The organism is Variovorax sp. dw_954 (genome assembly GCF_018449755.1).
Lineage (GTDB): Bacteria > Pseudomonadota > Gammaproteobacteria > Burkholderiales > Burkholderiaceae_C > Variovorax.
In genome coordinates this window covers 1-24,724 of record NZ_JAAVVD010000007.1, presented here as the reverse complement: position 1 = coordinate 24,724, position 24,724 = coordinate 1, and the positions used below count along the sequence as shown (strand labels likewise).

General features: G+C 67.6%; 21 protein-coding genes. 13 read left to right on the top strand and 8 right to left on the bottom strand.

The genetic code is table 11. The features are described from left to right. Positions 1 to 191 precede the first annotated feature (191 nt). Positions 192 to 1,499 (bottom strand): hypothetical protein, encoded by a 1,308-nt coding sequence (locus HB681_RS13000; RefSeq protein WP_213955250.1) that lies wholly within the window; start codon positions 1,497 to 1,499, stop codon positions 192 to 194. Positions 1,500 to 1,591: 92 nt separating this feature from the next. On the opposite strand from HB681_RS13000, the gene HB681_RS12995 reads away from it, so the two are divergent. From HB681_RS12995 to HB681_RS12980, 4 genes are all read left to right on the top strand, one after another. Continuing rightward, positions 1,592 to 7,570, top strand: a complete 5,979-nt coding sequence (locus HB681_RS12995; protein ID WP_345944678.1) for an MG2 domain-containing protein — start codon at positions 1,592 to 1,594, stop codon at positions 7,568 to 7,570. A 3-nt stretch (positions 7,571 to 7,573) separates the two neighbouring features. Beyond that, a complete protein-coding gene (locus tag HB681_RS12990; RefSeq protein WP_213955249.1) occupies positions 7,574 to 8,272 on the top strand; it encodes a hypothetical protein in 699 nt (232 codons plus the stop codon). Positions 8,273 to 8,277: 5 nt separating this feature from the next. Beyond that, positions 8,278 to 8,808, top strand: coding sequence for a cysteine hydrolase family protein (locus HB681_RS12985; protein WP_256353898.1), 531 nt, complete (start codon positions 8,278 to 8,280; stop codon positions 8,806 to 8,808). Between the two features lie 175 nt (positions 8,809 to 8,983). After that, positions 8,984 to 9,505, top strand: coding sequence for a hypothetical protein (locus tag HB681_RS12980; protein ID WP_213955247.1), 522 nt, complete (start codon positions 8,984 to 8,986; stop codon positions 9,503 to 9,505). A gap of 42 nt (positions 9,506 to 9,547) precedes the next feature. On the opposite strand, the gene HB681_RS12975 is transcribed toward HB681_RS12980, so the two are convergent. The 4 genes from HB681_RS12975 to HB681_RS12960 form a co-directional block, all read right to left on the bottom strand. After that, positions 9,548 to 11,281, bottom strand: coding sequence for a cation acetate symporter (locus tag HB681_RS12975; protein WP_213955246.1), 1,734 nt, complete (start codon positions 11,279 to 11,281; stop codon positions 9,548 to 9,550). After that, a complete protein-coding gene (locus HB681_RS12970) occupies positions 11,278 to 11,586 on the bottom strand; it encodes a DUF485 domain-containing protein (RefSeq protein ID WP_213955245.1) in 309 nt (102 codons plus the stop codon). The genes HB681_RS12975 and HB681_RS12970 overlap by 4 nt, the downstream gene beginning before the upstream one ends. Before the next feature lie 154 nt (positions 11,587 to 11,740). Further along, complete coding sequence (locus HB681_RS12965; RefSeq protein WP_213955244.1) at positions 11,741 to 12,487, bottom strand: response regulator transcription factor; 747 nt, start codon at positions 12,485 to 12,487, stop codon at positions 11,741 to 11,743. Next, the gene (locus HB681_RS12960; protein WP_256353897.1) at positions 12,484 to 14,445 is read right to left on the bottom strand and encodes a PAS-domain containing protein; all 1,962 of its coding nucleotides are present in this window, start codon (positions 14,443 to 14,445) and stop codon (positions 12,484 to 12,486) included. The genes HB681_RS12965 and HB681_RS12960 overlap by 4 nt, the downstream gene beginning before the upstream one ends. 154 nt (positions 14,446 to 14,599) lie before the next feature. Here HB681_RS12960 and acs point away from each other — a divergent pair, with 154 nt between their 5' ends. From acs to HB681_RS12920, 7 genes are all read left to right on the top strand, one after another. Continuing rightward, the gene (acs, locus tag HB681_RS12955; protein WP_213955242.1) at positions 14,600 to 16,585 is read left to right on the top strand and encodes an acetate--CoA ligase; all 1,986 of its coding nucleotides are present in this window, start codon (positions 14,600 to 14,602) and stop codon (positions 16,583 to 16,585) included. A gap of 127 nt (positions 16,586 to 16,712) precedes the next feature. Further along, the gene (locus tag HB681_RS12950) at positions 16,713 to 17,144 is read left to right on the top strand and encodes a GNAT family N-acetyltransferase (protein WP_213955241.1); all 432 of its coding nucleotides are present in this window, start codon (positions 16,713 to 16,715) and stop codon (positions 17,142 to 17,144) included. A gap of 3 nt (positions 17,145 to 17,147) precedes the next feature. Beyond that, complete coding sequence (locus HB681_RS12945) at positions 17,148 to 17,618, top strand: GNAT family N-acetyltransferase (RefSeq protein ID WP_213955240.1); 471 nt, start codon at positions 17,148 to 17,150, stop codon at positions 17,616 to 17,618. Further along, entirely contained in the window at positions 17,618 to 18,028 is a 411-nt protein-coding gene (locus tag HB681_RS12940; protein WP_213955239.1) for a PaaI family thioesterase, read from the top strand. Before HB681_RS12945 ends, HB681_RS12940 begins: the two co-directional genes overlap by 1 nt. 82 nt (positions 18,029 to 18,110) lie before the next feature. Beyond that, the gene (locus HB681_RS38075) at positions 18,111 to 18,944 is read left to right on the top strand and encodes an SRPBCC domain-containing protein (RefSeq protein WP_256353896.1); all 834 of its coding nucleotides are present in this window, start codon (positions 18,111 to 18,113) and stop codon (positions 18,942 to 18,944) included. Continuing rightward, positions 18,941 to 19,279, top strand: coding sequence for a DUF1161 domain-containing protein (locus HB681_RS12925; RefSeq protein ID WP_213955238.1), 339 nt, complete (start codon positions 18,941 to 18,943; stop codon positions 19,277 to 19,279). The genes HB681_RS38075 and HB681_RS12925 overlap by 4 nt, the downstream gene beginning before the upstream one ends. A 28-nt stretch (positions 19,280 to 19,307) precedes the next feature. Next, positions 19,308 to 19,583, top strand: coding sequence for a DUF2277 domain-containing protein (locus tag HB681_RS12920; protein ID WP_213955237.1), 276 nt, complete (start codon positions 19,308 to 19,310; stop codon positions 19,581 to 19,583). 41 nt (positions 19,584 to 19,624) lie between these two features. Here HB681_RS12920 and HB681_RS12915 read toward each other — a convergent pair whose 3' ends face one another. After that, positions 19,625 to 19,942, bottom strand: coding sequence for a DUF1330 domain-containing protein (locus tag HB681_RS12915; protein ID WP_213955236.1), 318 nt, complete (start codon positions 19,940 to 19,942; stop codon positions 19,625 to 19,627). A gap of 97 nt (positions 19,943 to 20,039) precedes the next feature. Further along, positions 20,040 to 20,234, bottom strand: coding sequence for a hypothetical protein (locus HB681_RS12910; RefSeq protein ID WP_213955235.1), 195 nt, complete (start codon positions 20,232 to 20,234; stop codon positions 20,040 to 20,042). Positions 20,235 to 20,387: 153 nt separating this feature from the next. Between HB681_RS12910 and pbpC the strand changes: the two genes are divergently transcribed. Both pbpC and HB681_RS12900 read left to right on the top strand, forming a co-directional pair. After that, entirely contained in the window at positions 20,388 to 22,556 is a 2,169-nt protein-coding gene (gene pbpC, locus HB681_RS12905; RefSeq protein ID WP_256734936.1) for a penicillin-binding protein 1C, read from the top strand. 64 nt (positions 22,557 to 22,620) lie between these two features. After that, a complete protein-coding gene (locus tag HB681_RS12900; protein ID WP_213955233.1) occupies positions 22,621 to 24,093 on the top strand; it encodes an MDR family MFS transporter in 1,473 nt (490 codons plus the stop codon). Positions 24,094 to 24,120: 27 nt separating this feature from the next. Here the strand turns inward: HB681_RS12900 and cynS are convergent, their stop codons facing one another. Further along, positions 24,121 to 24,564: a cyanase gene (gene cynS / locus HB681_RS12895; RefSeq protein ID WP_213955232.1), complete on the bottom strand. Its 444-nt coding sequence runs from the start codon at positions 24,562 to 24,564 to the stop codon at positions 24,121 to 24,123. Positions 24,565 to 24,724 lie beyond the last annotated feature (160 nt).

Below are 24,724 nucleotides of genomic sequence, written 5' to 3'. Positions count from 1 at the left end.
TCGCCGACTGTGGGCGCCGGGTGATGCCAGGGCACCCGCGGAGCCGGCTTTGCCGGGCCGCTGGGTGCGTCCCCTCGAGGGGCTGAGGGCCGCGGCTCCGAGCCTGCCTGCGTAGGCTTGGACGGCCGCAAGAGCAGCCGCCTCTGGCGGCCGCACGTGGCGCCGAAGGCGCATTCGGGGGTGGGCTTGTTTCAGCCAGCCAGGGTCGCGCCGCGCGTCGTCGGATCGTCGTCGCGCAGCAGCCAGCGCACCTCCTCGGTCTGCGGCGTCTTGGGGTAGCGCTTCTTCATGACATCGAGGATGGGCTTGGCCAGGTCGCGCCGGTCCAGGCCCTGGATGAGCACCCGCGCGGCCAGTTCGTAGGCATCCGGAATCGACGCGTGTCCGGCGTAGCGCTTGTCGAAGCCCTTGAGCAAGGCCAGCGCGGCGCGCGCATCCCCGGCGCGCCATTGCAGTTGCGCGAAGCTCACCACGTTGCCGGGGTTCACGCAGAGGAAGTTCGGGTCCTTGGCAACGCAGGTCGCATGGACCGACATCGCCTCGGACTCGAACTTGCCGCGCATCAGCAACTCGATGAAGGTCTTGCCGTGCCGCAGCAGGTCCTCCGGCTTGCCGGCCACGGCCAGCACGCGGTGATAGCGGCGCTGCGCATACACATCGTCCTCGGCCACGCGCGCCGCGTCGTAGGCGATGCCGAGTGCGATGTCGGCCTCGCCGTGCTCGATCAGGTCGGCCACGTGGGCGTCGATGGCGCGTGCTTCCTCCGACGCGTCGCGCTCGGCCGGGGTGGCCCGCGACACGAAGCGCACATCGATGCCCAGCGCATCGTGGTACTGGTACATCGCATAGCCCAGCAGCGCCGCCATGGCCCAGCTGAAGTACACGATCGCGAAATTCACCAGCGGCAGCAGCATCCACGGCTTGACCAGCGGCGCCAGCATCGGCACCGCGATCTCCGTGCCGCCGCTCAGGAAGAACAGGAAGGCCCACAGCGCGAGGTAGGGCCAGCCCATCGCCCGCACCACGGCCCACCACTGCGCCGGGTTCAGCGCCTCGCCCACGCTGGCTGTCTGCGCCAGCACCACCACGATGGCTGGCAGCGCCAGCGAGGCCAAGCCGTAGGCCGCGATCGCCAGGTTCTTCGACAGCATGCCGCAAGCGGCCGTCACCGCGCCCATCACCAGCAGCACGGCGAACAGCTTCCACGGCAGCCCGACCAGGTCCGGGTCGCCCTGCGCCGGAAAGTCGCGCGTGTGCAGGAAGCCTTGCGAGCTGAAGTGGATGACCGTGAAGGCGTAGCGGCTCGCCGCCAGCAGGATGCCGATCTCCACCAGAATGTCGACGAAGGGCAGCGGGATGACGAAGACAATCAGGCTCGACACCGCGAGGAGCGCCGCATACAGCAGCGGCTCCCATTGCAGAGGGAACAGGAAAAACCGGGGCAATCGCAACCAGAATGGCGTGATGGCGGCGTCGGCGCGCCCGCGCGTTGGAGTCATGGCACTGCGTCCTTTGGTACTCGTTCGCAAGTGTATCTATCTGTGAACCAGGCGTGCCAGTCCTTTGGTCGTTGAGGAGAGACCGTTTGAATATTCAGAAGAAGGTCGTGGCCGCCTGCGTGCTGGCCGGCGTCGCGTTCGGTGCCCAGGCGCTGCAGATCACAGGCGTCACGCCGCAAGGCGAGGTCGCCCGCGTGCGTCAGCTCGTCGCAAGGTTCGACCAGGCCGCCGTCAACTTCGGCGACCCCAAGGCGCCGGCGCCGCTGGCCCTGAGTTGCACCGAGGCGGCCGGCTCCAAGGGCACGGGCCGATGGCTCAACGAGAAGCAGTGGGTCTACGACTTCGAGAACGACCTGGGCCCGGGCGTGCGCTGCACCGTCACCCGGGTCGCCGGCTTCAAGTCCGCCTCCGGCGCGGAGTTGACCGGGGCCGCGAGCTGGCAGTTCAACACCGGCGGGCCCTTCGTGCGCAGCGTGCACCCCGGTGGTGGCCGCATCGACGAGCAGCAGTTCTTCCTGCTCGAACTCAACGGCGCCGCCACCTCGCAGAGCCTGCTGGCCAACATGTGGTGCCAGGCGGAAGGCATCGGGGAGCGCATTCCGGTGGTCGCACTGGCCGACGCCGACCGCGCCGCCCTGCTGCAATCGATGAGTGCCACCGAGCGCGCCGCCAAGGAGCCGCTGCGCTTTGCCACGGTGCGCTGCAACCGCACGCTGCCGCCATCGGCCAAGGTGCAACTGGTCTACGGTGCCGGCGTGGCCACGCCCTCGGGCGTCGCCAACAAGGTGGAGCGCCGCTTCGCCTTCCAGGTGCGCGAGCCCTTCGCGGTGTCATTCACCTGCGAGCGCGAAAACGCCCAGGCTGCCTGCCTGCCGCTGCGCCCCATGACGCTCACCTTCAATTCTCCGGTGACGCGCGCCCTGGCCGCACAGATCGCATTGAAGGGCGGTGGCAAGTCCATCGCGCCCAAGTTCGATGACGAGGGCAATGCCAACGCCGATGCACTGGTCGATTCGGTGAGCTTCCCGGCGCCCTTCCCCGAGCAAACGCCCTTCACCATCGAACTGCCGGCCGGCTTCAAGGACGCGTCGGACCGCGCCCCGGCATCCCCCGGCACCTTTCCGATGAAGGTGGCGACCGGCGCGATGCCACCGCTTGCCAAGTTCGCGGCCTCGCCCTTCGGCGTGGTCGAGCGCTTCGCCGAGCCGGGCGGCGTGGCCGTGATGCCGGTGACCGTGCGCAACGTGGAGCCTGCCCTCCGCCTGCAGGCGCTCACGCCGGGCAAGGTGAGCGACCTCAACCCGCAGACCGACGGCGAAATCATCGCGTGGTTCCGCAAGGTGCGCCGCTACGACAACAACTACACCGTCAACCGCAAGGTGGCCGCGCGCGATGTGAAGGGACCGCTGCCGAAGTTCATCGACAAGGACGATACCGAGAGCGTCCAGACGCGCATGTTGTCCCTGCTCAACGGCCAGGCCGGCGTGAAGGCGCTGGACATGCCCAAGGCCGAAGGCGGCGACCCACGTCCGTTCGAAGTGGTCGGCATTCCGCTGACGCCCGGCTTCCATGTGCTGGAGATCGCGTCGCAGAAGCTCGGCGGCTCGCTGCTCGACGAACGCTACGGCGCCGACCGCACGATGTACGTGCGCACCAGCGCGCTGGCGACCAACCTGGCCGTGCATTTCAAGCTCGGACGCGAGAACGCCGTGGCCTGGGTGACCACGCTCGACAAGGGCAAGCCGGTCGCCGGTGCGAAGGTGCGCGTGTCGGGCTGCGACGGCAAGGCGCTTGCCGATGGCACCACCGATGCCAACGGCCTGGTCACGCTCAAGGACCTCTCCTCCGAAGCACCGAAGTGCCCCGGCGACGGCGGTGAGGACGATGTCGACTACGGCGGCGGCGCGTACTTCGTGAGCGCCCGCGCGAAGGACGAAGCCGGCACCGAAGACCTCGCCTTCACCTGGAGCGACTGGCAGCGCGGCATCGAGCCCTGGCGCTTCAACGTGCCGACCAGCCTGGATCCCGAGCCTGACCGCATCGCCCACACCATCTTCGACCGGACGCTGCTGCGCGCCGGCGAAACGGTGTCGATGAAGCACATCATCCGCACGCAGAACACCGCCGGCTTCGGCCTGCCCGAGAGCGCGCCCGACACGCTGGTGGTGACGCACACCGGCAGCGGCCAGCAGTTCACGCAGGCGCTGAACTGGCGCAGGACCGCGACTGGCGGGCAGAGCGCGGAGAACACCTTCGCCATCCCGCCCGCCGCCAAGCTCGGCGTGTACGAGGTAATGCTGCGCAACGGCAAGGACAAGCCGGAGGGCGGTGACTACGAAGACGGCCGCCGCAACAGCTACAACACCGGCAGCTTCCGCGTCGAGGAATTCCGCCTCCCCGTATTGGAAGGCCGGGTTGCGCCGACCGACAAGAACCCGCTCGTCGCAGTGACGTCGGTGCCCACGGATGTGCAGGTCAACTACGTGGCCGGCGGCGGCTCGGCCAACCTCCCAGTGCGCGTGTCGGCCCTCGCGCGCTCCAGGTCGATCAGCTTTGCCGACTATGAATTGTTCAGCTTTGCGCCACCGCAAAAGCAGGCCACCACCGGCACCAACGCCGACGAGGAAGCTGCTGCCTCCGACGACGCCCGCGTGGTCGCCGACAAGCTGCCCGTGACGCTGGACCGCAACGGCGCCGGCAAGGTCACGGTCGACAAGCTCCCGTTGTCGAAGGCGCCGCGCGAACTGCTGCTCGAAGCAAGCTACTCCGACCCGAACGGCGAGGTGCAGACCCTCCGCAGCACGCAGACGCTGTGGCCCGCCGCGGTCATCGCAGGCATCAAGACCGAGAGCTGGATCTCGACCGACAAGAAGCTCAAGTTCCAGGCACTCGCACTCGATCTCGCCGGCAAGCCGCTGGCCGACGTGCCCATCGACGTCAAGGCCACGGCCGTCATTACCACCAGCAGCCGCAAGCGCATGGTCGGCGGGTTCTACACCTACGACAACAAGACCGAGACCAAGGACCTCGGCAGCGTCTGCAAGGGCAAGAGCGACAGCCGCGGACTGCTGTTGTGCGACGCGTCGCTCAGCGAACCCGGCCGCGTCGAACTGGTCGTCAACGCCAGCGACAAGGAAGGCCGCAGCAGCCTCGCGGCCAACTCGGTCTACGTGACCAAACAGGGCGAACTCTGGTTCGGGGGCGAGGACAACGACCGCATCGACGTGCTGCCGGAGAAGAAGAGCTACCAGCCCGGCGAAGTCGCCCGCTTCCAGGTGCGCATGCCGTTCCGCTTCGCCACCGCGCTGGTGGCGGTGGAGCGCGAAGGCGTCATCGAGACGCACGTCGTGCAACTCAACGGGCAGGACCCGACCGTCACGCTGGAGGTCAAGCCCGAATGGGGGCCGAACGCCTACGTGAGCGTGATGGCGCTGCGCGGCCGGCTGCGCGAGGTGCCGTGGTACAGCTTCTTCACCTGGGGCTTCAAGTCGCCGCGCGAGTGGTGGACCGCCTACTGGTACGAAGGCCGCGAATACGTCGCGCCGACCGCGCTGGTCGACCTGAGCAAGCCGGCGTACCGGCTCGGCCTGGCGGAGATTCGCGTGGGCACCAAGGCGCACCAGATCGAGGTGAGCTTGGCCACCGACAAGCCGAGCTACCCGGTGCGCGGCAAGGCCGAGGTCACCATCACCGGCAAGCTGCCCGACGGCAAGCCCGCGGCCGGCGCTGAAGTGGCCGTGGCCGCGGTCGACCAGGCCTTGCTGGAACTGATGCCCAACACCAGTTGGAACCTGCTCGACGCGATGCTGCAGCGGCGCAGCTGGGGCGTGAGCACGTCGACCGCGCAGATGGAAATCGTCGGGCGCCGGCACTACGGCCGCAAGGCGGTGCCGGCCGGCGGCGGTGGCGGCAAGGGCCAGACGCGCGAGCTGCTGGAAACGCTGCTGCTGTGGAACCCGAAGATCGTGCTCGACGCCAACGGTCAGGCCAAGGTGACGGTGCCGCTGAACGATGCGCTGACGACTTTCAGGATCGTGGCCGTAGCCGACGCGGGCACCGGCCTCTTCGGCACCGGCCAGACCAGCATCCAGGCAACGCAGGACCTGCAGATCATCAGCGGCCTGCCGCCGCTGGTGCGAGAGGACGACCAGTTCCGCGCACAGGTCACGCTGCGCAACACGACGCAGAAGCCGATGAAGGTGATCACCACGCCGCGCGCCACCCTGATCACGCTGGAAGCGCAGACGGTCGACATCCCCGCCGGGGAATCGCGCGAGGCAGCGTGGAACGTGACGGCGCCCGCGCAGCTGGCGCAGACCCGCGCCGAAGCGATCCTGTGGGAGATCTCGGCGAAGGACACGCTGGCCGGTGCGGCGGATGCGCTGAAGGTGCGCCAGCGCATCGTGCCCGCCGTGCCGCTCACGGTGCAGCAGGCCACGCTGGTGCAGGTCGACGGCGCTTTCACGCTCGACGTCGCACCGCCCGCCGACGCACTGCCGGGCCGCGGCGGCCTGCGCCTGTCGCTGCAGCCCAGGCTCGCCGAAGGGCTGCCCGGCGTGCGCGACTGGTTCGCCAGCTACCCCTTCGCCTGCCTCGAACAGAAAACCAGCAAATCGGTCGGCCTGCGTGACACGAAGATGTGGCAGGGCGTGCTCGCGCAACTGCCGAGCTACCTGGACGGCGACGGCCTGGCGAGCTACTTCCCGCCGCGCGATGGCGAGAGCAATCGCGGCAGCGACACGCTCACGGCCTACCTGCTGGCGGCCACGAATGAGGCATCGGCCATCGACCCCGCCTTCGCGATCGCCGACGATGTGCGCGCGCCAATGGAGGCCGGCTTGATCGCCTTCGTCGAAGGCCGCATCCAGCGCGAGTTCTGGAGCCCGCGCAAGGACCTCGACGTGCGCAAGCTGTCCGCGCTCGAAGCCTTGTCGCGCTACGGCAAGGCGCAGGCCCGCATGCTCGGCAGCATCACCATCGCGCCCAACCAGTGGCCCACCAGCGCCGTGATCGACTGGCTGCAGATCCTGCAACGCGTGAAGGACGTGCCCAAGCGCGACGAGCGCATCGCGGAGGCCAACAACATCCTGAAAGCGCGCCTGAGCTACCAGGGCACCAAGCTGGTCTTCAGCACCGAGCAGGACGACTACTGGTGGTGGCTGATGACCAACGGCGACGTCAACACCGCGCGCCTGATGCTCGCCGTGATGGACGACCCCGAGTGGAAGGACGACATGGGCAAGCTGGCCAACGGCTTCATCGGGCGGCAGCAAGGCGGCGCCTGGCACACCACGACGGCCAACCTGTGGGGCGGCCTGGCGCTGGAGAAGTTCTCGAAGAAGTTCGAGGCCACGCCGGTCGCCGGCATCACCGCCGCGACGCTCGGCGCGATGAAGGCGCAAGTCGACTGGGGCAAGGTCGAGCGCATCCAGACCGGCGATGCCGGGGGCGCGCCGAACCAGACGTCGGCCTTCGGCGCGCCCGCGTCGCCGGGCAACCTGCGCAACAACAGCATGTTCATACCGTGGCCCAACCCGCCGACCACGCGCGATTCCCTGCAGGTCACGCAGACCGGCACGGGCAAGCCGTGGCTCACGATGCAGTCGGTGGCCGCCGTGCAATTGAAGGCGCCGTTCGCGGCCGGCTATGCGATCAAGAAGACCATCACGCCGGTCGAGCAAGCCACGTCGGGCCAGTACACGCGCGGCGATGTGCTGCGGGTGTCGCTGGAGGTGAACGCCAGCGCCGACATGACCTGGGTCGTCATCACCGACCCGATCCCGGGCGGCGCGACGATCCTCGGCGGCGGGCTGGGGCGGGACTCGCAGATTGCGACGCAGGGCGAGAAGAAGACCGGCGCTGGTTGGGCTGCTTTCGAGGAGCGATCCTTCGAGTCGTTCCGCAGCTACTACGAGTACCTGCCGAAGGGCGTGGTGAAGATGGAATACACGGTGCGGTTGAACAACGTCGGCGACTTCGCGCTGCCGCCTAGCCGGGTGGAGGCGATGTATGCGCCTGAGATGTTTGGGGAGGTGCCGAATGGGCGGGTGAAGGTGGAGGCCGGCAAGTGAGACTTGCACCTCAACGATCAGCTTTGCATCGTTGCGAATTCGGGGGCGATCTCCCCCGAGCCTGACGTCATGACCGTACGCTCCCTGCACAAGACTTCGGCGATCGTCATCGCGGCGTTTGCATGCCTGCATCTCGCGAATCATCTCGTCTCGCTTGCCGGCGTGCCCGCGCACATCGAGTTCATGAAAGCCGCGCGCGTCATCTACCGGCAGCCCGCGGTTGAAGTGCTCCTGCTGCTGTGCGTCGCGGCCCAGGTCTGCAGCGGGCTTTGGCTCTTGGTTCGCGGCTGGAAGCAACGGAAAGGCGCGGTCGCATGGTTGCAGGCCCTCTCCGGTGCCGTCCTCGCGTCTTTCCTGCTCATTCACGTGGGTGCCGTGCTGTTTGCGCGCACGGTGCTGGACCTCGACACGAACTTCTATTTTTCCGCGGCGGGGTTCCATGTTCCGCCGTACCAGTTCTTCTTCGCGCCCTATTACTTCTTCGCCGTCCTGGCGCTGTTCACGCACATCGGTTGCGCGGTCTACTGGCACTTGAAGTCCACATCTCCGCGTATTCGTCGCCTGTCGGTCGCGCTGCCGATGCTGGTCGGCTTCGTTGTTTCATCGCTCCTCGTACTTTCGCTCGCCGGCAAGATCCAGCCGGTTGACGTTCCCGCGAAGTACAAGGCGACCTACTCGTTCTTCAGCACTTCCTCACCATGAGCAACATGGCACTTCTCATCATCGACGTGCAACAAGGCTTGTGCGAAGGCGAACACAACGCCTTTGAATCGGCGCTTGTCATCGACAGGATCAACGCGGTTTCCGCCAAGGCCCGGGCAGCGGGCGTTCCGGTGGTCTTCATCCAGCATGAAGACGACAGCCTCTTGAAACACGAAACGCGCGAGTGGCAACTCGCGCAAGGGCTTCACGCGGAACCCGCCGACCTTCGCATTCGCAAGACCACGCCCGACTCCTTCCTGCGGACCGGGCTGGAAGCCGCCTTGAAGGAACGCGATGTCGTCGAGCTGGTCATCTGCGGCATGCACACCGAGTTCTGCGTCGACACGACAACGCGCCGCGCCCTCGCGTTGGGCTATCCGGTCCTGCTGGTAGCGGACGCACACACGACCGAGGGCAATGCATTCGTGACGCCCCGGCAAGTCATCCAGCACCACAACGCGACGCTCACCAACATCTCGAGTTTCGGCCCCAGGGTGCTAACGATGTCCAGCGTCGCGATTCGCTTCGACGCTTGAAAGCATTCCGACTTGAGAGCCTGCAATGGCCCGCACTCGTCCCGTTGCATCGAACGTGAGGGCGCCCCATGTCGCGTGCCGGACGTGCCTGCCACGGCCCGCCCTCCCTCCCTCCTCCGGGTGATCCCGAGCGGCCGTTTCTCGCGCATGCTCGGTCAAGCCCCATGGAGGTTTCATGTCCCTGCTTCCCCCTACGCGCGAGCTATTGAGCTACCTGCAGAAGAATCCGTCCGCCCGTTCGCAGATTGCCGCGCCGCCGAACGCGACGGTGCTCTATGCCGGCGAATTCATGCGGCCGATGTGGAAGGACCTCGAGGCGCTCAAGAGAACGAATCCGGCCTTCGCCTCCAAGCAGATGCTGCCGGATGTGCTGGCACGCATCCTGTGCCCCGGCCAGCCGCATCCGAACCTGCTGGCATGGGTCAAGGCACTCGACGCCCTGGCGCCGTGGAAGGAAAACGGCTTCATCGCCTGGCGCGCGTTGTCCGGCATCTTCGCGGCCAACGCGGTGGGAAGCGTGTCCTTCGCAATCGGCTCGAAAGTAACGAAGGACGACAAGGTCTTCGCAGCGACCGAACTGCCAGTCCTGCTGCGAAACACCAAGGTGGACCCGGTAACCCGCGACATCCTGGCCTACTACCAGCGTTGCGTGCAGACGGGTGAACGCGCCATCAACTTCGGGTTCACGGCAGGCTGAAAAAAGCGGAGCAGCCCCGCGACTGCTCCGCGCTCGCCGCCCTCAATGCCCGGACGCCGACGAAGCCCCCAGCCCCGTCTCCGACCTGACCTGCTGCGCCGGAAACGCCGCGCGCTCCTGCTGGGCCTGCTTGCTGCGGTCCAGCACCGAGAACAGCCAGATGCCCACGAAGCCGATGGTCATCGAGAACAGCGCCGGCGAGGCATACGGGAACAGCGCCGAGCCCTTGGGATACCCCAGCGTCGCCTCCCACACCGAAGGCGAAACCACTGTCAGCGCAACCGACGAGATCAACCCCAGGAACCCGCCGATCACCGCGCCGCGCGTGGTGCAGTCTTTCCACAGCACCGACATGAACAGCACCGGGAAGTTGGCCGACGCGGCCACCGCGAAGGCCAGCGACACCATGAACGCGATGTTCTGCTTCTCGAAGGCGATGCCCAGCAGCACGGCCACGACACCCAGGCAGACGGTCGTGATGCGCGACACCTTCAGTTCGGCGGCGCTGTCGGCCTTGCCCTTCTTGACCAGCGTCGCGTAGATGTCGTGCGAGACGGCCGATGCACCCGACAGCGTCAGGCCCGCAACCACCGCGAGGATGGTCGCGAAGGCCACCGCCGAGATGAAGCCGAAGAACACGTTGCCGCCCACCGACTTGGCCACCAGCACGGCCGCCATGTTGGCCGCCCCGCCGCCGCCCTTGATGGTGCCGGTTGCCACGTCCGCGAACTCGGGGTTGGTCAGCACCAGCGTGATCGCGCCGAAGCCGATGATGAAGATCAGCAGGTAGAAGTAGCCGATCCACGTCGTCGCCCAGAACACCGACTTGCGCGCCTGCTTGGCATCGGGCACGGTGAAGAAGCGCATCAGGATGTGCGGCAGGCCGGCTGTGCCGAACATCAGCGCCATGCCGAAGGAGATGGCCGAGATCGGGTCCTTCACGAATCCGCCCGGCCCCATGATGCTGAGCCCGATGGCCGCGGCCTCCTCGGGACTCTTGCCGCCGTTGGCCGCGATCTGCGTGCGCACTTCCACCGACTTGGCGAACAGCGCCTCGGGGCTGAAGTTGAACTGCGCCAGCACCATGATCGCCATGAAGGTCACGCCGGCGAGCAGCATCACCGCCTTGATGATCTGCACCCACGTGGTCGCGGTCATGCCGCCGAAGAGCACGTACACCATCATCAGTACGCCGACGATCACCACCGCCACGATGTAGTCGAGACCAAACAGCAGCTTGATGAGTTGCCCCGCACCGACCATCTGGGCGATCAGGTAGAACGCCACCACCACCAGGGTGCCGGAGGCCGCGAAGGCGCGGATCGGACCGGGCTGGAAGCGGTAGCCCGCCACGTCGGCGAAGGTGAACTTGCCGAGGTTGCGCAGGCGCTCCGCCATCAGGAAGGTGATGACCGGCCAGCCGACCAGGAAGCCGATCGAATAGATCAACCCGTCGTAGCCGGTCGCCATCACCGCGGCCGAGATGCCGAGGAAGGATGCCGCCGACATGTAGTCGCCCGCGATCGCCAGGCCGTTCTGGAAGCCGGTGATGCCGCCGCCGGCCGTGTAGAAGTCGGAAGCCGACTTGGTCCTGCCCGCCGCCCACTTGGTAATGAACAGCGTCAACACCACGAAGGCCATGAACATGCCGATGGCGATCCAGTTGGTCGGTTGCTTGTCCGCCTGCCCGACGTCGCCGCCCGCGGCCATCGCCGCGCCGGCGCCGAGCAGCAACGCCGCAGCGGTTGCGAATGATTTGACGCAATGGCGGCTCATGGCTTCGCTTCCTCGATGATTTCCGCGGTCAGGCGGTCGAACTCGCCGTTGGCGCGACGGATGTAGATCGCCGTGATGACGATGGTGAAGACGATCACGCCCAAGCCGATCGGTATGCCGATGGAGGTGACGCCCTTGCCGATCGGTTGCGCCAGGAAGGGCTTGTTGAACGCGATGAGCGCGATGTAGCCGTAGTAGACGACCATCATCAACGCGGCCAGCAACCATCCGAAGGCATTGCGTTTTCGTCGCAGCTCGAGGTACTTGGGATTCGACTGGATCTTCTGGACGGCGGGATCGAGCATGCGTTTGTCTCCGTTGATGGGTGGATTCGGCGCGATTCTGGGTCGCCGCCTTCAGCCCCGGGGATGGACGCAAAGATTCGTCACATTGGTGGTACTTCTCGGGCGAATTCCCGCCCTGTTCGGCGGTCCGATCGCCCGATCCTCGGGTTCTATTTCAAGCCCAAGTCACGGCCGCCGCGAACATGTAGCCCGCGCCGTAAACCGTCTTGATGATGACCGGATCATGCGGATCAACTTCGATCTTGCGGCGCAGGCGCGAGATGCGCACGTCGATGCTGCGGTCGGTCGGCAGCAGGTCGCGCGCGCCCATCAACTGCTCGCGCGTGAGGATCTGGTGCGGCCGCTCGACGAAGCAGCGCAGCACCTGCGTCTCGGCGGTGCCCAGCAGGTGCTCGCTGCCGTCCGGCGAGCGCAGTATGTTGGCCGCGCAATCGATTCGCCAGCCCAGGAAGCTGGCATAGCGCCGCTGCTGCGCGCCGGACGTGCCGTTCGACGACATACGCCGCCGCAGGATGCTGCGCACCCGCGCCACCAGTTCGCGCGATTCGAAGGGCTTGGTCATGTAGTCGTCGCCGCCCAGTTCCAGGCCCATCACGCGGTCGGCCGTGTGGCCGCGCCCGGTGAGGATCAGCACGCCGGCGCTGGTCTGCGTCGTGATGCGGCGCACCAGGTCGATGCCGTCCATGTCCGGCAGGCCGAGGTCGACGATGCACAGGTCGGGCTGTTCGGTCTGCATGCGGCGCAGCATGCTGGTGCCGGTCTGGAAGCCTTCGGCGTTGAAGCCGAATTCCGTCAGCGCGTTGAGCACCAGCTTGGTCACGGCCGGGTCGTCCTCGACCACGAAGATCAGGGACCGGGGTGCGCTTTCGTCGCGCGGCGGAAGGGTGACGTGCGTGCTCATGCTCTGCTTGCCTCGATCGCATCGGCCAGTTGCGCCGGAGTGAAGGGCTTGACCAGCCATGGCACGCCGGTCACGGCATGGTCGCCGGCGGCATTGCCGCTCATCAGCACCACGGCCTGCGCCAGGTGCAGCTGGCGCGCGGTGGCCGCGACTTCGCGCCCGTCGACGCCGCCCGGCATCGCCACGTCGGACAGCAGCAGCGCGATGTCGGAGGTCTGCCGCAGCAGGGCCAGCGCCTCGACGCCGCTGTCGGCCTCCAGCACCGCATAGCCCATGTCGAGCAGGGTGCGCCGCACCACGCGGCGGACCTGCGCATCGTCGTCCACCAGCAGCGCGAGGCCACGCCGCCCCGGGGCCTCCGGTGCGCCGGCCGGCGCGGGGCGGTCGAGGCCAGGGCGCTCGCTCGCCGGCAGCCAGAGCGAGATGGTGGTGCCGCATCCCGGCTCGCTGCGCACGTCGATCGCGCCGCCCGACTGCTTGACGAAGCCATAGACCATCGCCATGCCCAGCCCGGTGCCGCTGCCCGGCTGCTTGGTGGTGAAGAAGGGCTCGAACATGTGGGCCATGGTGCGGGCGTCCATGCCGCAACCGTTGTCCTGCACGTCGATTCGCACGCAGTCGCCCGGCGTGGTCTGGAGCGCGGCGGCAGCATCGGCATCCAGGTGCGCCGGCCGCGCGCGCAGCGTGACCTGGCCGCCGGACGGCATGGCATCGCGCGCATTCAGCACCATGTTGAGAATGGCCTGTTCGAGCTGGGCCGCGTCGATCCAGATGCCGAGCGACTGTGCCTCCACGTCGACACCCAGGTGGATGCGTTCGGGCAAGGAATGCCGGACCAGCCCTTCGACCGCGCGCAGCACCGTCGCCGCGTCCACCGCCCCTGCCTGCAAGGGCTGGCGGCGCGCGAAGCGCATCAGCCCCTTGACCAGGTCGGCGCCGCGCCGCGAGGCATCGAGCGCGGGCTGGATGTATTCGGGCACGTTGGGGTCGTCGGGGTACGCGTCCTTCAAGGCCGCGAGATTGCCGATCACGACGGTCAGGATGTTGTTGAAATCGTGCGCCAGCCCGCCCGTGAGGTGGCCCAGCGCTTCCAGCTTCTGGGTGCGCGCCAGCAACTCCTGCGCGCGCCGCTGCTCGGTGATGTCGAAGGTCAGCTCGAAGCAGCCGGCCACCGTGCCGTCGCTCGCGAATTCAGGGACGAGCGAGGTGCGCACGGCCCGCCGCTCACCGGTGTGGATGACCAGTTCGTACTCGAAGGTGACGGATTCGCCCGCGACCGCGCGAAGTACGTGAGGCTTGACCAGGGCGTAGACCTCGTCGCCGAGGAAGGCCCTGGCGCTGACGGTCTCCGGCCGCGTGGTGTCGATGCCGAACCACCCGTGGTAGCCGCGGTTGAGATAGTTGTACACCCGACGCCGATCGAAGTACGCCACCAGCGCCGGGATGGAGTCCATCACCAGCCGCATGCGCTGTTCGCTGCTGACCAGTTCGGCGGTGCGCGCCACCACGCGGGTTTCCAGTTCGGCGTTCTGCTGCCGGATCGTGCGCTCCGCGCGGCGCTGCGCGGTGACGTCGGAATACAGCGTGACGAAGCCGTGGCCGGGCAGCGGCTCGCCATGGATGTGGAGCACGCAGCCGTCCGGGCGGGTGCGCTCGAGGTCGTGCCCCATGAAGGTACGGGCCGCGGCCACGCGCTCGGCCACCAGCGCCTCGGGGTCGCCAGGGCCGTATTCGCCGCGCCGGGCGTTGTAGCGGATGAAGGTCTCGAAGGGCGTTCCCATGCGCGCCATGCCCTGGGGGAAGTCCAGCAGCCGCTCGTAAGCGCGGTTCCACGCCACCAGCCGCAGGTCGGCGTCGAAGATCGACAGGCCCTGGTCGAGCAGGTCGAGCCCGGCCTGCAGGGTCTGGTAGCGCGCCAGCGGGGCCGTCTCCGCGGCGGCGAATTCGTTGTCTCTCAAGTTGTCTCCCAGCCGTGCGTCGATGACGCGATCGCCAACATTCGATTTATAGCCCAGCGGAGCCCTGCAAACATTCGTCATATTTCGAGCCGACTGCTGCAAAGTTCACCGCGCATGCTCCGGTTCCATTGTTGAACGCTTCAAGGAACACATCATGGACCTCGCAACGACAGCCGTCGCAACCCCCGCGACCTACCCGCCCTCGAACGAAATCGTGCGCAACGCGCATGTCTCCGGCCGCGCCGCCTACGACAGCCTGGTGGCCGAGGCCGAGGCCGACCACGAGGCCTACTGGGCCCGCCTGGCGCGCGAGTTCATCACCTGGAAGACGCCGTTCACGACGGTGCTGGACAGCAGCAACGCGCCCTTCTTCAAGTGGTTCGAGGACGGCACGCTCAACGCCTCCTACAACTGCCTGGACCGCAACATCGAGCGCGGCCTCGGCCAGAAGACGGCACTCATCTTCGAGGCCGACGACGGCGCCGTGACCCACGTGACTTACGCGGACCTGCTGGAACGCACCTGCCGCACCGCCAACGCACTGCGCTCGCTCGGCGTGAAGAAGGGCGACCGCGTGGTCATCTACATGTCGATGTCGATCGACGGCGTGGTGGCGATGCAGGCCTGCGCACGCATTGGCGCGATCCATTCGGTGGTGTTCGGCGGCTTCTCCTCGCAGGCGCTGCGCGACCGCATCGCCGACACCGGCGCGGTGGCGGTGCTCACGGCCGACCAGCAGGTGCGTGGCGGCAAGCAGCTTCCGCTCAAGGTCGTGGTCGACGAAGCGCTGGCGCTGGGCGGCTGCGACAGCGTGCGGCATGTGCTGGTCACGCGGCGCACCGGCGCCGACGTGCCGTTCACGGCGCCGCGCGACCTGTGGATCGCAGACCTGCTGGCCGTGCAGCCGGCGACCTGCGAGCCCGAGTGGGTGAGCGCGGAGCATCCGCTGTTCCTGCTCTACACCTCCGGTTCCACCGGCAAGCCCAAGGGCGTTCAGCACTCGACCGGCGGCTACCTGCTGCATGCCGCGCTGACCTGCAAATGGACATTCGACCTCAAGCCGGAAGACGTGTTCTGGTGCACTGCCGACATCGGCTGGGTCACCGGCCACACCTACATCGCCTACGGGCCGCTCGCGCTCGGCGCGACCGAGGTAGTGTTCGAAGGCGTGCCCACCTACCCGGATGCCGGCCGCTTCTGGCGGATGATCCAGGACCACCTGGTCACCGTTTTCTACACCGCGCCCACGGCCATCCGCTCGCTCATCAAGGCCGCGGAAAGCACGCCAACGGCACACCCGCGCAACTACGACCTGTCGAGCCTGCGCATCCTCGGCTCGGTCGGCGAGCCGATCAACCCGGCCGCCTGGGAGTGGTACCACCAGCACATCGGCGGCGGCCGCTGCCCCATCGTCGACACCTTCTGGCAGACCGAGACCGGCGGCCACATGATCACGCCGCTGCCCGGCGCGCACGACCTGGTGCCCGGCTCCTGCAGCCTGCCCTTCCCCGGCATCAGCGCCGACGTGGTCGACGAAGCCGGCAACCCGGTCCCTTGGGGCCAGGGCGGCATCCTGGTCGTGAAGAAACCCTGGCCCGCGATGATCCGCAACGTCTGGGGCGACCCGGAGCGCTACAAGTCCAGCTACTACCCGCAGGACTTCCAGGGCCGCTACTACCTCGCCGGCGACGGCGCGATTCGCGACGCCGTGACCGGCAACTTCACCATCACCGGCCGCATCGACGACGTGCTGAACGTCAGCGGCCACCGCATGGGCACGACGGAGATCGAATCGGCGCTGGTGTCGTGCACCAAGCTCGTGGCGGAAGCCGCCGTGGTGGGCCGCCCCGACGACACCACGGGCGAGGCGATCTGCGCCTTCGTCGTGCTCAAGGGCGCGTTGCCCGCCGGCAAGGAGGCCGCCGCCGTCGCGGCCGAACTGCGCAGCTGGATCGCCCGCGAGATCGGCCCGATTGCCAAGCCGAAGGACATCCGCTTCGCGGAGAACCTGCCCAAGACGCGCAGCGGGAAGATCATGCGGCGGCTGCTGCGCTCCGTGGCCAAGGGGGAGACTTCGACCCAGGACACGTCGACGCTGGAGAATCCGGCGATCCTGGAGCAGTTGGGGCAAGCCTACTGAAGAAGGCGCGAAAACTTCGGGCCCGGGATGGTCGAGATCGCCGACCGGGCCTCACCCTCGCGACGGCGCAAGGGCCGGCTTGCTATAAACGCGGCTGGCTCCAAAACGCTTTCAATCGAGGCAATTCGTGGCATTGGTCTGGTCGCATTCGATCGACGACATCGACTGGGATGAACTCTCGGCGCTCTACCGTGCCGCACCGCTTGGCGACAAGCGGCCGGACTGGCTCCAGGGTGTATTCACGCACAGCATGTTCCGTTGCTTCGTGCGCGATGACGGCCGGCTGGTCGGCGCGGGCCGGGCGCTCGCGGATGGCGCCGACTGCTCGTACATCTGCGACGTAGCCCTGTTGCCAACGCATCAGGGCATGGGCCTCGGGCGGCAGATGTTGTCGAAGCTGGTGGACCTTTCAAAAGGGCACCGGAAGATCCTCCTGTATTCGGTGCCGGGCAAGGAGTCGTTCTATCAATCACTCGGCTTCCGGCGCATGACGACGGCCATGGCGATCTTCGAGGACCAGGGGCAGGCGTCGCGGCGCGGGTATCTGGAAGACACCTGACCGATGCACATCCGAATCGACGACCTTCGCGGCCCTGAGATCCATGCCCTGCTCGACGAGCACCTGCGCAACATGCGGGCGATCTCGCCGCCCGAGAGCGTGCACGCGCTGGACCTCGACGCGCTGCGCCAGCCCGACATCACCTTCTGGACGGCCTGGTCGGGCGACGCGCTGCTGGGCTGCGGCGCACTCAAGGAATTGAGCCCGACGCACGGCGAGATCAAGTCCATGCGCACGCCCGAGGCCCACCGACGCAAGGGCGCCGGCCGCGCCTTGCTCGCACAGATCATCGAGGAAGCACGCCGACGCTCTTACGCTCGCCTGAGCCTGGAGACCGGGCCCATCGCGACCTTCCAGCCCGCGCACAAGTTGTACGCCAGCTTTGGCTTCACTTACTGCCCGCCCTTCGGCGACTATGTCGAAGACCCGCACAGCGCTTTCATGACCCGCCTGCTATTCACCGAGGAGACCTGATGCTCGACCTTGCCACGCTGCAGAAATTCCTGGACCCGGTGTTCCCGGGCCTCATGGGCGTCAAGCTCGCCGAGGTCGCGCCCGAGCGCGTGCTCGCGACGATGGAAGTCCGGCCCGACCTGTGCACCTCCGGCGGCATCCTGCATGGCGGCGCCTACATGGCATTCGCCGACACGCTGGGCGCCGTCGGCACGGTGCTGAACCTCGCACCTGGCAAGAAGACGACGACCACCGATTCCAGCACCAAGTTCATCGCGGGGGCCCGTGTCGGCACGGTGGTCACCGGCGAGAGCCTGGCGCTGCACCGGGGCCGCACGACGATGGTCTGGCAGACCACGATCAAGAACGCTGACGGCAAGCTGTGCGCGGTGATCACGCAGACGCAGCTGGTGCTGGACGGGGCGAGCTGAAAAGGGCCTGGCACCTACGTCGCGAGAGCCCCGGAAGCCAGAGTGCGGGTCCCACCGGACCCGCAACACAAGGAGACCCACGATGCCCATCCAACTCGACCACACCATCGTCCCCACGCGCCACAAGCTCGCATCGGCAAGGCAACTGGCCGAACTGCTCGGCGTCCCCTGGGCGGAGACCTCCCTCGGCCCCTTCTCCCCGGTATTCGTCAACGATGGCCTGACGCTCGACTTCATCGATACCGATGAAGACTTCCCCATCCATCACTTCTGCTTCCGCGTGAGCGAGGCGCAGTTCGACGCGATCCTCGGCCGCATCCAGGCCGCGGGCATCCCCTACCGCAGCACGGTGACCGGCCCGATGAACATGCAGATCAACACCGAATACGGCGGCCGGATGGTCTACTGGAACGTGCCCGACGGCCACCAGTGGGAGATGCTGACGGTGAGCTATGCGCGCCCCGCGCCTCGCGATTTCCTGCACACGCGCCTGATCGATGCGCCGCGCGAGTTGGTGTTCAGCGCCATCAGCCACCCCGAGCACCTCGCACGCTGGTGGGGGCCCCGGGGCTTCTCCAGCACCTTCCGCGGTTTCGACTTTCGCAAGGGCGGCGCGTGGCGCTTCACGCTGCACGGCCCGGACGGCACCGACTATCCGAACGAGAACACCTTCGCCGACATCGTGCCGCTGAAACGCGTGGTGATCGAGCACATCGCCTCCCCCCACCACTTCATCCTGACGATCGACCTGGCAGACCAGGGCCAGCGCACCCTGGTCACTTGGCGCCAGGCCTTCGACACGCCGGAGGAACGCGATCGCGTGGCCCACGTCGTGGTCGAGGCGAACGAGCAAAATCTGGATCGGCTCGCCGACGTGGTGCGAGACATCCAGACCACTCCACAGGGAAAGCCATGACCAGGCTGATTGCACTCTTCATCGCCCTCCTCGCCGCATCCGCGTCGAGCCACGCGCTCTCCTGCGACGAACTCAAGGCCGAGATCGACCAGAAGATCAAGGCAGGCGGCATCGCCAGCTTCACCTTGACCATCGCCGATGCCGCATCCAGCGAGCCCGGCCGCGTGGTCGGCACCTGCGGCAACGGCAAGAGCAAGATCCTCTACGTGGCGGCGGCCGGGTCAGCGGGCGCCAGCCTTCAGGCCACGTCGACCACCAAACGGCCGGCCGTGCTCACCGAATGCAAGGCGGGCTTCACCGGCCCTGATTGCATGACGCGGATCGGCAGCCAGTAGACCCACCAGACGCACCGGGAGCACGCGCATGTGCAGGAACATCCGAACGCTTTTCAATTTCGAGCCGCCGGCCACCGAGCAGGAAATCCGCGACGCCTCGCTGCAGTTCATCCGCAAGCTGAGCGGCTTCACCGTGCCATCGAAAAGCAACACCGAGGCCTTCGACCGCGCCGTGGAGGAAGTGGCGGCCACGGCGCGGACGCTGATCCGGTCGCTCGTGACCACGGCCGAGCCGCGTGACCGGGAAGTCGAGGCGCAGCGAGCCAAGGCCCGGTCGGCCGCGCGCTTCGGCGAACGCGCCTGAAGGTGATTCTTTTCGCTGTCGCCAGGCCGTGAGTCGACGGCCTACGCCTTCGTGTCGCCCGGTTGCGGCCCCTCGTAGCCTTCGATGATCACGAGGTCGAGGGTCGAGACCGAGGTGCGCAGCTTGAGGGCCGCCTGGTACTCCGGCGATTTCCAGCAATCGAGGGCGGCCTGGTGCGACGGGAACTCGATCACGACGTTGCGCGAGCGGCTGATACCTTCGGGATTCTCGAACGGGCCGGCACGCACGAGGAAGTGCGCGCCGTACTTGCGGAACGGCTCCGCATTGGCCGCGATGTAGGCCTTGTATTGCTCCGGGTCGGAGACGTCGACGCGCGCGATCCAGTAACCCTTGGGCATGTGAGGCTCCGATTCGTGAGATGCGTTGATGGAGCCTCACGATAGGTTCAGCGGCCCGGCGTGGCAAGGCCGGGCATCAGGCGCGCGACATCCCGCTTCAGCGATACGCGGGATTGTCCGGCGCCCGGTCGTAGCGATTGGGCACGCCGTCGCCGTCGCGGTCACGATCACCGCGGCCGCGTGCATGAGGCGGCGGCTCGGCGCGCGAGTAGCCCGCGTCGTAGGGCACGGCGACGCATCCCGACAAGGCGGTGATGGCCGCTGCGGCCAGCAAGAGAACTGTTTTCTTCATGGTGTTTCCTTTTCTTTCACAGCCTTCACAATGGCCGCCGGGCCCGCGCGCAACAACGCCGCATCTGCCCGTATTCGAGTAGTCCCCAGACCCATGCGTCCTCCCCCGAGCCGCCGTCCATTGCCGTTGATCGCCATCGCCATCCTGTTGGCGATGACGGTGCCGCACGCGCAGGCGGTGCCGGCCTTCGACGAGGTGCGGCGCGACTTCCATCCCTCCGACGTGCGCGTACTCGACCGCGATGGCGAGCTGCTGCAGCGCGTGCGCACCGACGCCACCGTGCGGCGCGGGCAATGGGTGGCGCTGCCTGACGTGTCGCCCGCCTTGCGCAGCGCGATGCTGCTGTCGGAAGACAAGCGCTTCCATGAGCACAGCGGTGTCGACTGGCGCGCCGTGTCGGCGGCCGCGTGGGGCAATCTCTGGAACACGCGCACGCGTGGCGCATCGACCATCACCATGCAACTGGCCGGCCTGCTCGATGAAGACCTGCGCCAGGGCGCGGGCGGGCGCAGCCTGTCGCAGAAAGTCGGCCAGACCCTCGATGCGCAGCGACTGGAGCGCACCTGGCGCAAGGACCAGATCCTCGAGGCCTACCTCAACACCGTGCCGTTCCGCGGTGAAGTGGTCGGCATCGACGCCTTGTCGCGGACGCTGTTCGGCAAGGCGCCGAGCGGGCTCGACGCGCGCGAGGCCGCACTGGCCGCGGCACTGGTTCGCGCGCCCAACGCCAAGCCAGCGCAGGTGGCGCAACGGGCCTGCGAGCTGCTGCGAACGATGGAACAGACGGGCCCGGATCTCCGCCAGGCCGACTGCGACGCGATGGACATGTTCGCCAGCGCGGCCCTGCAGCGCCGCGTGTTCGATTCGAGCGAAGGCATCGCACCGCACCTCGGGCGCCGCGTCGCGAACAACGCGAATGGCGCAGAGAGCATCCGCACGACCTTGCGCGCGCCGCTGCAACGCTTCGCGCTCGGCGCCTTGCAGCGACACCTGCGCGAATTGCGCGGTCGCGAGGTGGAGGACGGCGCACTGGTCGTGCTCGACAACGCCAACGGCGAAGTGCTGGCATGGGTCGGCTCGTCGGGGCCGCTGAGCCAGGCGGCCGAGGTCGATGGCGTGCTGGCGCAGCGCCAACCCGGCTCCACGCTGAAGCCGCTGCTCTACGCGCAGGCGATTGCCGAGCGGCGGCTCACGGCCGCATCGCTGCTGGACGATTCATCGGCGCAGATCAGCACGGCCAGCGGTCTCTACATCCCGCAGAACTACGACCGGCTGTTCAAGGGCCATGTGTCGGTGCGCACCGCGCTCGCCTCGTCGCTCAACGTGCCGGCCGTACGCACGCTGGTGATGGTGTCGCCCGAGGCGTTCGCGCGCCAGTTGCGCGCGGCGGGCTTGCCGCTGCGCGAGAGCGGCGACTATTACGGCTACAGCCTGGCGCTGGGGAGTGCGGAGGTGTCCCTGCTGGCGTTGACGAACGGGTACCGAACACTCGCCAACGGTGGCCGCTACAGCCCGACGCGGGACGTGGTGCAGGCCCAGCCGGGCGCCGTCCAGGGCCGGCAGGCGATCGACGAGGGCGCGGCCTTCATCGTGGGGGACATCCTCAGCGACGCCAATGCGCGTGCGCGCACCTTCGGCCTGGACAGCGTGCTGGGCACCCGTTTCTGGACGGCCGTCAAGACCGGCACCAGCAAGGACATGCGCGACAACTGGGCCATCGGCTGGTCGCAGCGCTACACGGTCGGCGTGTGGGTCGGCAATGCCAGCGGCGCGCCGATGCGGGACGTGAGCGGCACCAGCGGCGCGGCGCCGGTGTGGGCCGACCTGATGGGCTTCCTGCACCGGCACGAACCCAGCCGCGCGCCATCGCCGCCGGCCGGCCTGGTGCAGGCGAAGGTCACGTTCGGCGCCAGCGCCGACGCCGACGCCGACGCCGACGCCGACGCCGACGCCGGGCCGCTGGAGGCGGCGCGCAGCGAATGGTTCCTGCCAGGCACCGAACAAGCGCTGTTCGCGATCGAGCCCGCCACGGGCGACAGGGCAGCGGCGCGCATCACCGCACCGGCCGACGGCACCATCCTCGCGCTCGATCCGGACATCCCGCCCAACCGCCAGCGCGTGAGCTTCGAGGCCACCGGCCGCTCAGTCCGCTGGCGCATGGACGGCAAGCCCTTCTCGCGCGAGAACAGCGTGCAATGGCTGCCCTGGCCCGGCCGTCATGTCGTGCAGCTGACCGATGCGCAGGGCACGGTGCTTGACGAGATCCGGCTCGAAGTCCGCGGCGCCGGCGTCAAGGGCGGCAGGGCGGCGCGCGGGCCTTGACCCCACCCCGGCACGGGCGAGGCCGTTCGCCGATCATCCAGCGCTGCATTCCACGCGCATCTCCATGAAAAAGAACACCCACCGTCCGCTGGTCATCGCCGCGGTCATGGCCTCGATGGCCATGGTCGCGATCGAGGCCACCATCGTCTCCACCGTGATGCCCCGCATCGCTTCCGACCTCGGCGGCCTCGGCCTCTACAGCTGGGTCTTCGCATCCTTCCTGCTCGCGCAGACCGCGATGACGGTGGTTTTCGGCAAGCTCTCCGATCTCTACGGCCGCAAGCCGGTGATGCTGACGGGCATCGCGATCTTCCTCACGGGCTCGGTGCTTTGCGGCTTCGCATGGTCGATGCCGGCCATGATCGCCTTCCGCCTGCTGCAGGGCATCGGCGCCGGCGCGGTCCAGCCCATGGCGCTCACGATCGTCGGCGACCTGTACCCGGCGCGCGAACGCGGCAAGGTGCAGGGCTACCTCGCCAGCGTATGGGCTGCGTCGTCGGTGCTGGGGCCGCTGGCGGGCGGGCTGATCGTGAGCAACTTCTCGTGGGGCTGGATCTTCTGGATCAACGTGCCGATCGGCATCGCGGCCGCGGCCGGTTTCTGGTGGTTCCTGCACGAGACTCCCGCAGTCCGCCGCGCGTCGATCGACATCCCCGGCGCGATCCTCTTCACCGTGGGCATCGCGGCGCTGATGATCTGTCTCACCGAGTTCGGCCTGGGCCAGCCCGGCGTGGCATGGGCCTGGGCCGGCCTGTTCGCCGTCGTCGCCTTGCTGTTCATCGCGCAGGAGCGGCGCGCCGCCGATCCGATGGTGTCGCTGCGGCTGTGGGGCACGCGCGTGATGGCGACGCTCAATGGCTCCGCGCTGCTCGGCGGCATGGCGCTGATGGGCGCGACCAGCTTCGTGCCGATGTACGTGCAGGTGGTGCTCGGGCAGACGCCCGTGGTCGCGGGCCTGATGCTCACGATGGTTACGCTGGGCTGGCCCATCGGCGCGACGCTGGCATCGCGTACCTTCCTGCGCTTCGGGCTGTGGCGCCTGATGATCGTGGGCGGAGTGCTGCTGCCGCTGGGCACCGCGGTGTTCGCGCTGCTGGAGCCTGGCCATCCGCCGATGCTGGCCGGCGTGGGTTCCTTCCTGCTGGGCCTGGGCATGGGCCTCGTGAGCCTGTGCTCGCTGATCATCATCCAGGAGTCGGTGGACGTGGCCCAGCGCGGCATCGCCACGGCCTCCAACGTGTTCTCGCGCAACCTCGGCAGCGCGCTCGGCGCGGCGTTCTTCGGCGCGGTGTTCAACTTCGGCCTGGCGCGGCTGCATGGCGGCCAGTCGATTCCCGAGGACCAGCTTCGCCACCTGTTGCGCGAATCGACCGTGCAGGCCGCGGCCGATTCGGTGACACGGCTGGCGCTCGGCGGCGCACTGCATCTCACCTTCGTCGCCTTGTTGCTGACCAGCGTGGGAACGATCGTGCTGGCGCTGATGCTGCCCAGGGGCGGCGTGATCGGGAGCATGCGGGAGGTGCCGAAGGCATCCTGACCCGCGCCGGCCAGGAAGGCTCCTTCGTCAGTAGGTCTTGTACGGCAGGAACTTCCCCGACAGCACCACGTTGACGCGGTCGCCCTTCGGATCGGGCGTGCGCGTGATGTTCATGCTGAAGTCGATCGCGCTCATGATGCCGTCGCCAAATTCCTCGTGGATCAGTTCCTTGATCGTGGTTCCGTAGACGCTGACCATCTCGTACCAGCGGTAGATCAGCGGGTCGGTCGGCACGGCGGTGGGCAGCGAGCCCTTGTACGGCACGACCTGCAACCACTTCTGCTCCTCGGCGCTGAGGCCGAAGATCTTGCCGACGATCTTGGCTTGCGCGGCGTCGAGCGTCATCTGGCCGAGGCAGGCGGCCGTCACCCATTCCTTCGACAGGCCGACTTTCTTCGCGACATCGGCCCACTGGATGCCCTTGGCTACCTTGACGGTGATGATCTTTTCGGTGACGTCGTTGCGGTTCATGGTTTGGCTCCTTCTGGATTGAGGCGCTTCGAGGCAAGCAACTGGCGTGCCGTCCTCGTGCTTCCCGGGGAGCGCCCGGCAGACCATGCCCTCCGGTCGCCTTCACTGTGACGGTCGCTGCGCGACTCCCCTGCGGTGCTCGCGTTTCGCGGGGTCCACG

Excerpts from the sequence above, each read along its gene's own strand:
- HB681_RS12940 (WP_213955239.1), top strand. The coding sequence starts at position 17,618 with ATGCTCGACCTTGCCACGCTGCAGAAATTCCTGGACCCGGTGTTCCCG.
- HB681_RS12985 (WP_256353898.1), top strand. The coding sequence starts at position 8,278 with ATGGCACTTCTCATCATCGACGTGCAACAAGGCTTGTGCGAAGGCGAA.
- HB681_RS12915 (WP_213955236.1), bottom strand. The coding sequence starts at position 19,942 with ATGCCCAAGGGTTACTGGATCGCGCGCGTCGACGTCTCCGACCCGGAG.
- HB681_RS12965 (WP_213955244.1), bottom strand. The coding sequence starts at position 12,487 with ATGAGCACGCACGTCACCCTTCCGCCGCGCGACGAAAGCGCACCCCGG.
- cynS (WP_213955232.1), bottom strand. The coding sequence starts at position 24,564 with ATGAACCGCAACGACGTCACCGAAAAGATCATCACCGTCAAGGTAGCC.
- HB681_RS12970 (WP_213955245.1), bottom strand. The coding sequence starts at position 11,586 with ATGCTCGATCCCGCCGTCCAGAAGATCCAGTCGAATCCCAAGTACCTC.
- HB681_RS12975 (WP_213955246.1), bottom strand. The coding sequence starts at position 11,281 with ATGAGCCGCCATTGCGTCAAATCATTCGCAACCGCTGCGGCGTTGCTG.
- HB681_RS12900 (WP_213955233.1), top strand. The coding sequence starts at position 22,621 with ATGAAAAAGAACACCCACCGTCCGCTGGTCATCGCCGCGGTCATGGCC.
- HB681_RS12945 (WP_213955240.1), top strand. The coding sequence starts at position 17,148 with ATGCACATCCGAATCGACGACCTTCGCGGCCCTGAGATCCATGCCCTG.
- HB681_RS12925 (WP_213955238.1), top strand. The coding sequence starts at position 18,941 with ATGACCAGGCTGATTGCACTCTTCATCGCCCTCCTCGCCGCATCCGCG.
- HB681_RS38075 (WP_256353896.1), top strand. The coding sequence starts at position 18,111 with ATGCCCATCCAACTCGACCACACCATCGTCCCCACGCGCCACAAGCTC.
- HB681_RS12920 (WP_213955237.1), top strand. The coding sequence starts at position 19,308 with ATGTGCAGGAACATCCGAACGCTTTTCAATTTCGAGCCGCCGGCCACC.
- pbpC (WP_256734936.1), top strand. The coding sequence starts at position 20,388 with ATGACGGTGCCGCACGCGCAGGCGGTGCCGGCCTTCGACGAGGTGCGG.
- HB681_RS13000 (WP_213955250.1), bottom strand. The coding sequence starts at position 1,499 with ATGACTCCAACGCGCGGGCGCGCCGACGCCGCCATCACGCCATTCTGG.
- HB681_RS12910 (WP_213955235.1), bottom strand. The coding sequence starts at position 20,234 with ATGAAGAAAACAGTTCTCTTGCTGGCCGCAGCGGCCATCACCGCCTTG.
- HB681_RS12980 (WP_213955247.1), top strand. The coding sequence starts at position 8,984 with ATGTCCCTGCTTCCCCCTACGCGCGAGCTATTGAGCTACCTGCAGAAG.
- acs (WP_213955242.1), top strand. The coding sequence starts at position 14,600 with ATGGACCTCGCAACGACAGCCGTCGCAACCCCCGCGACCTACCCGCCC.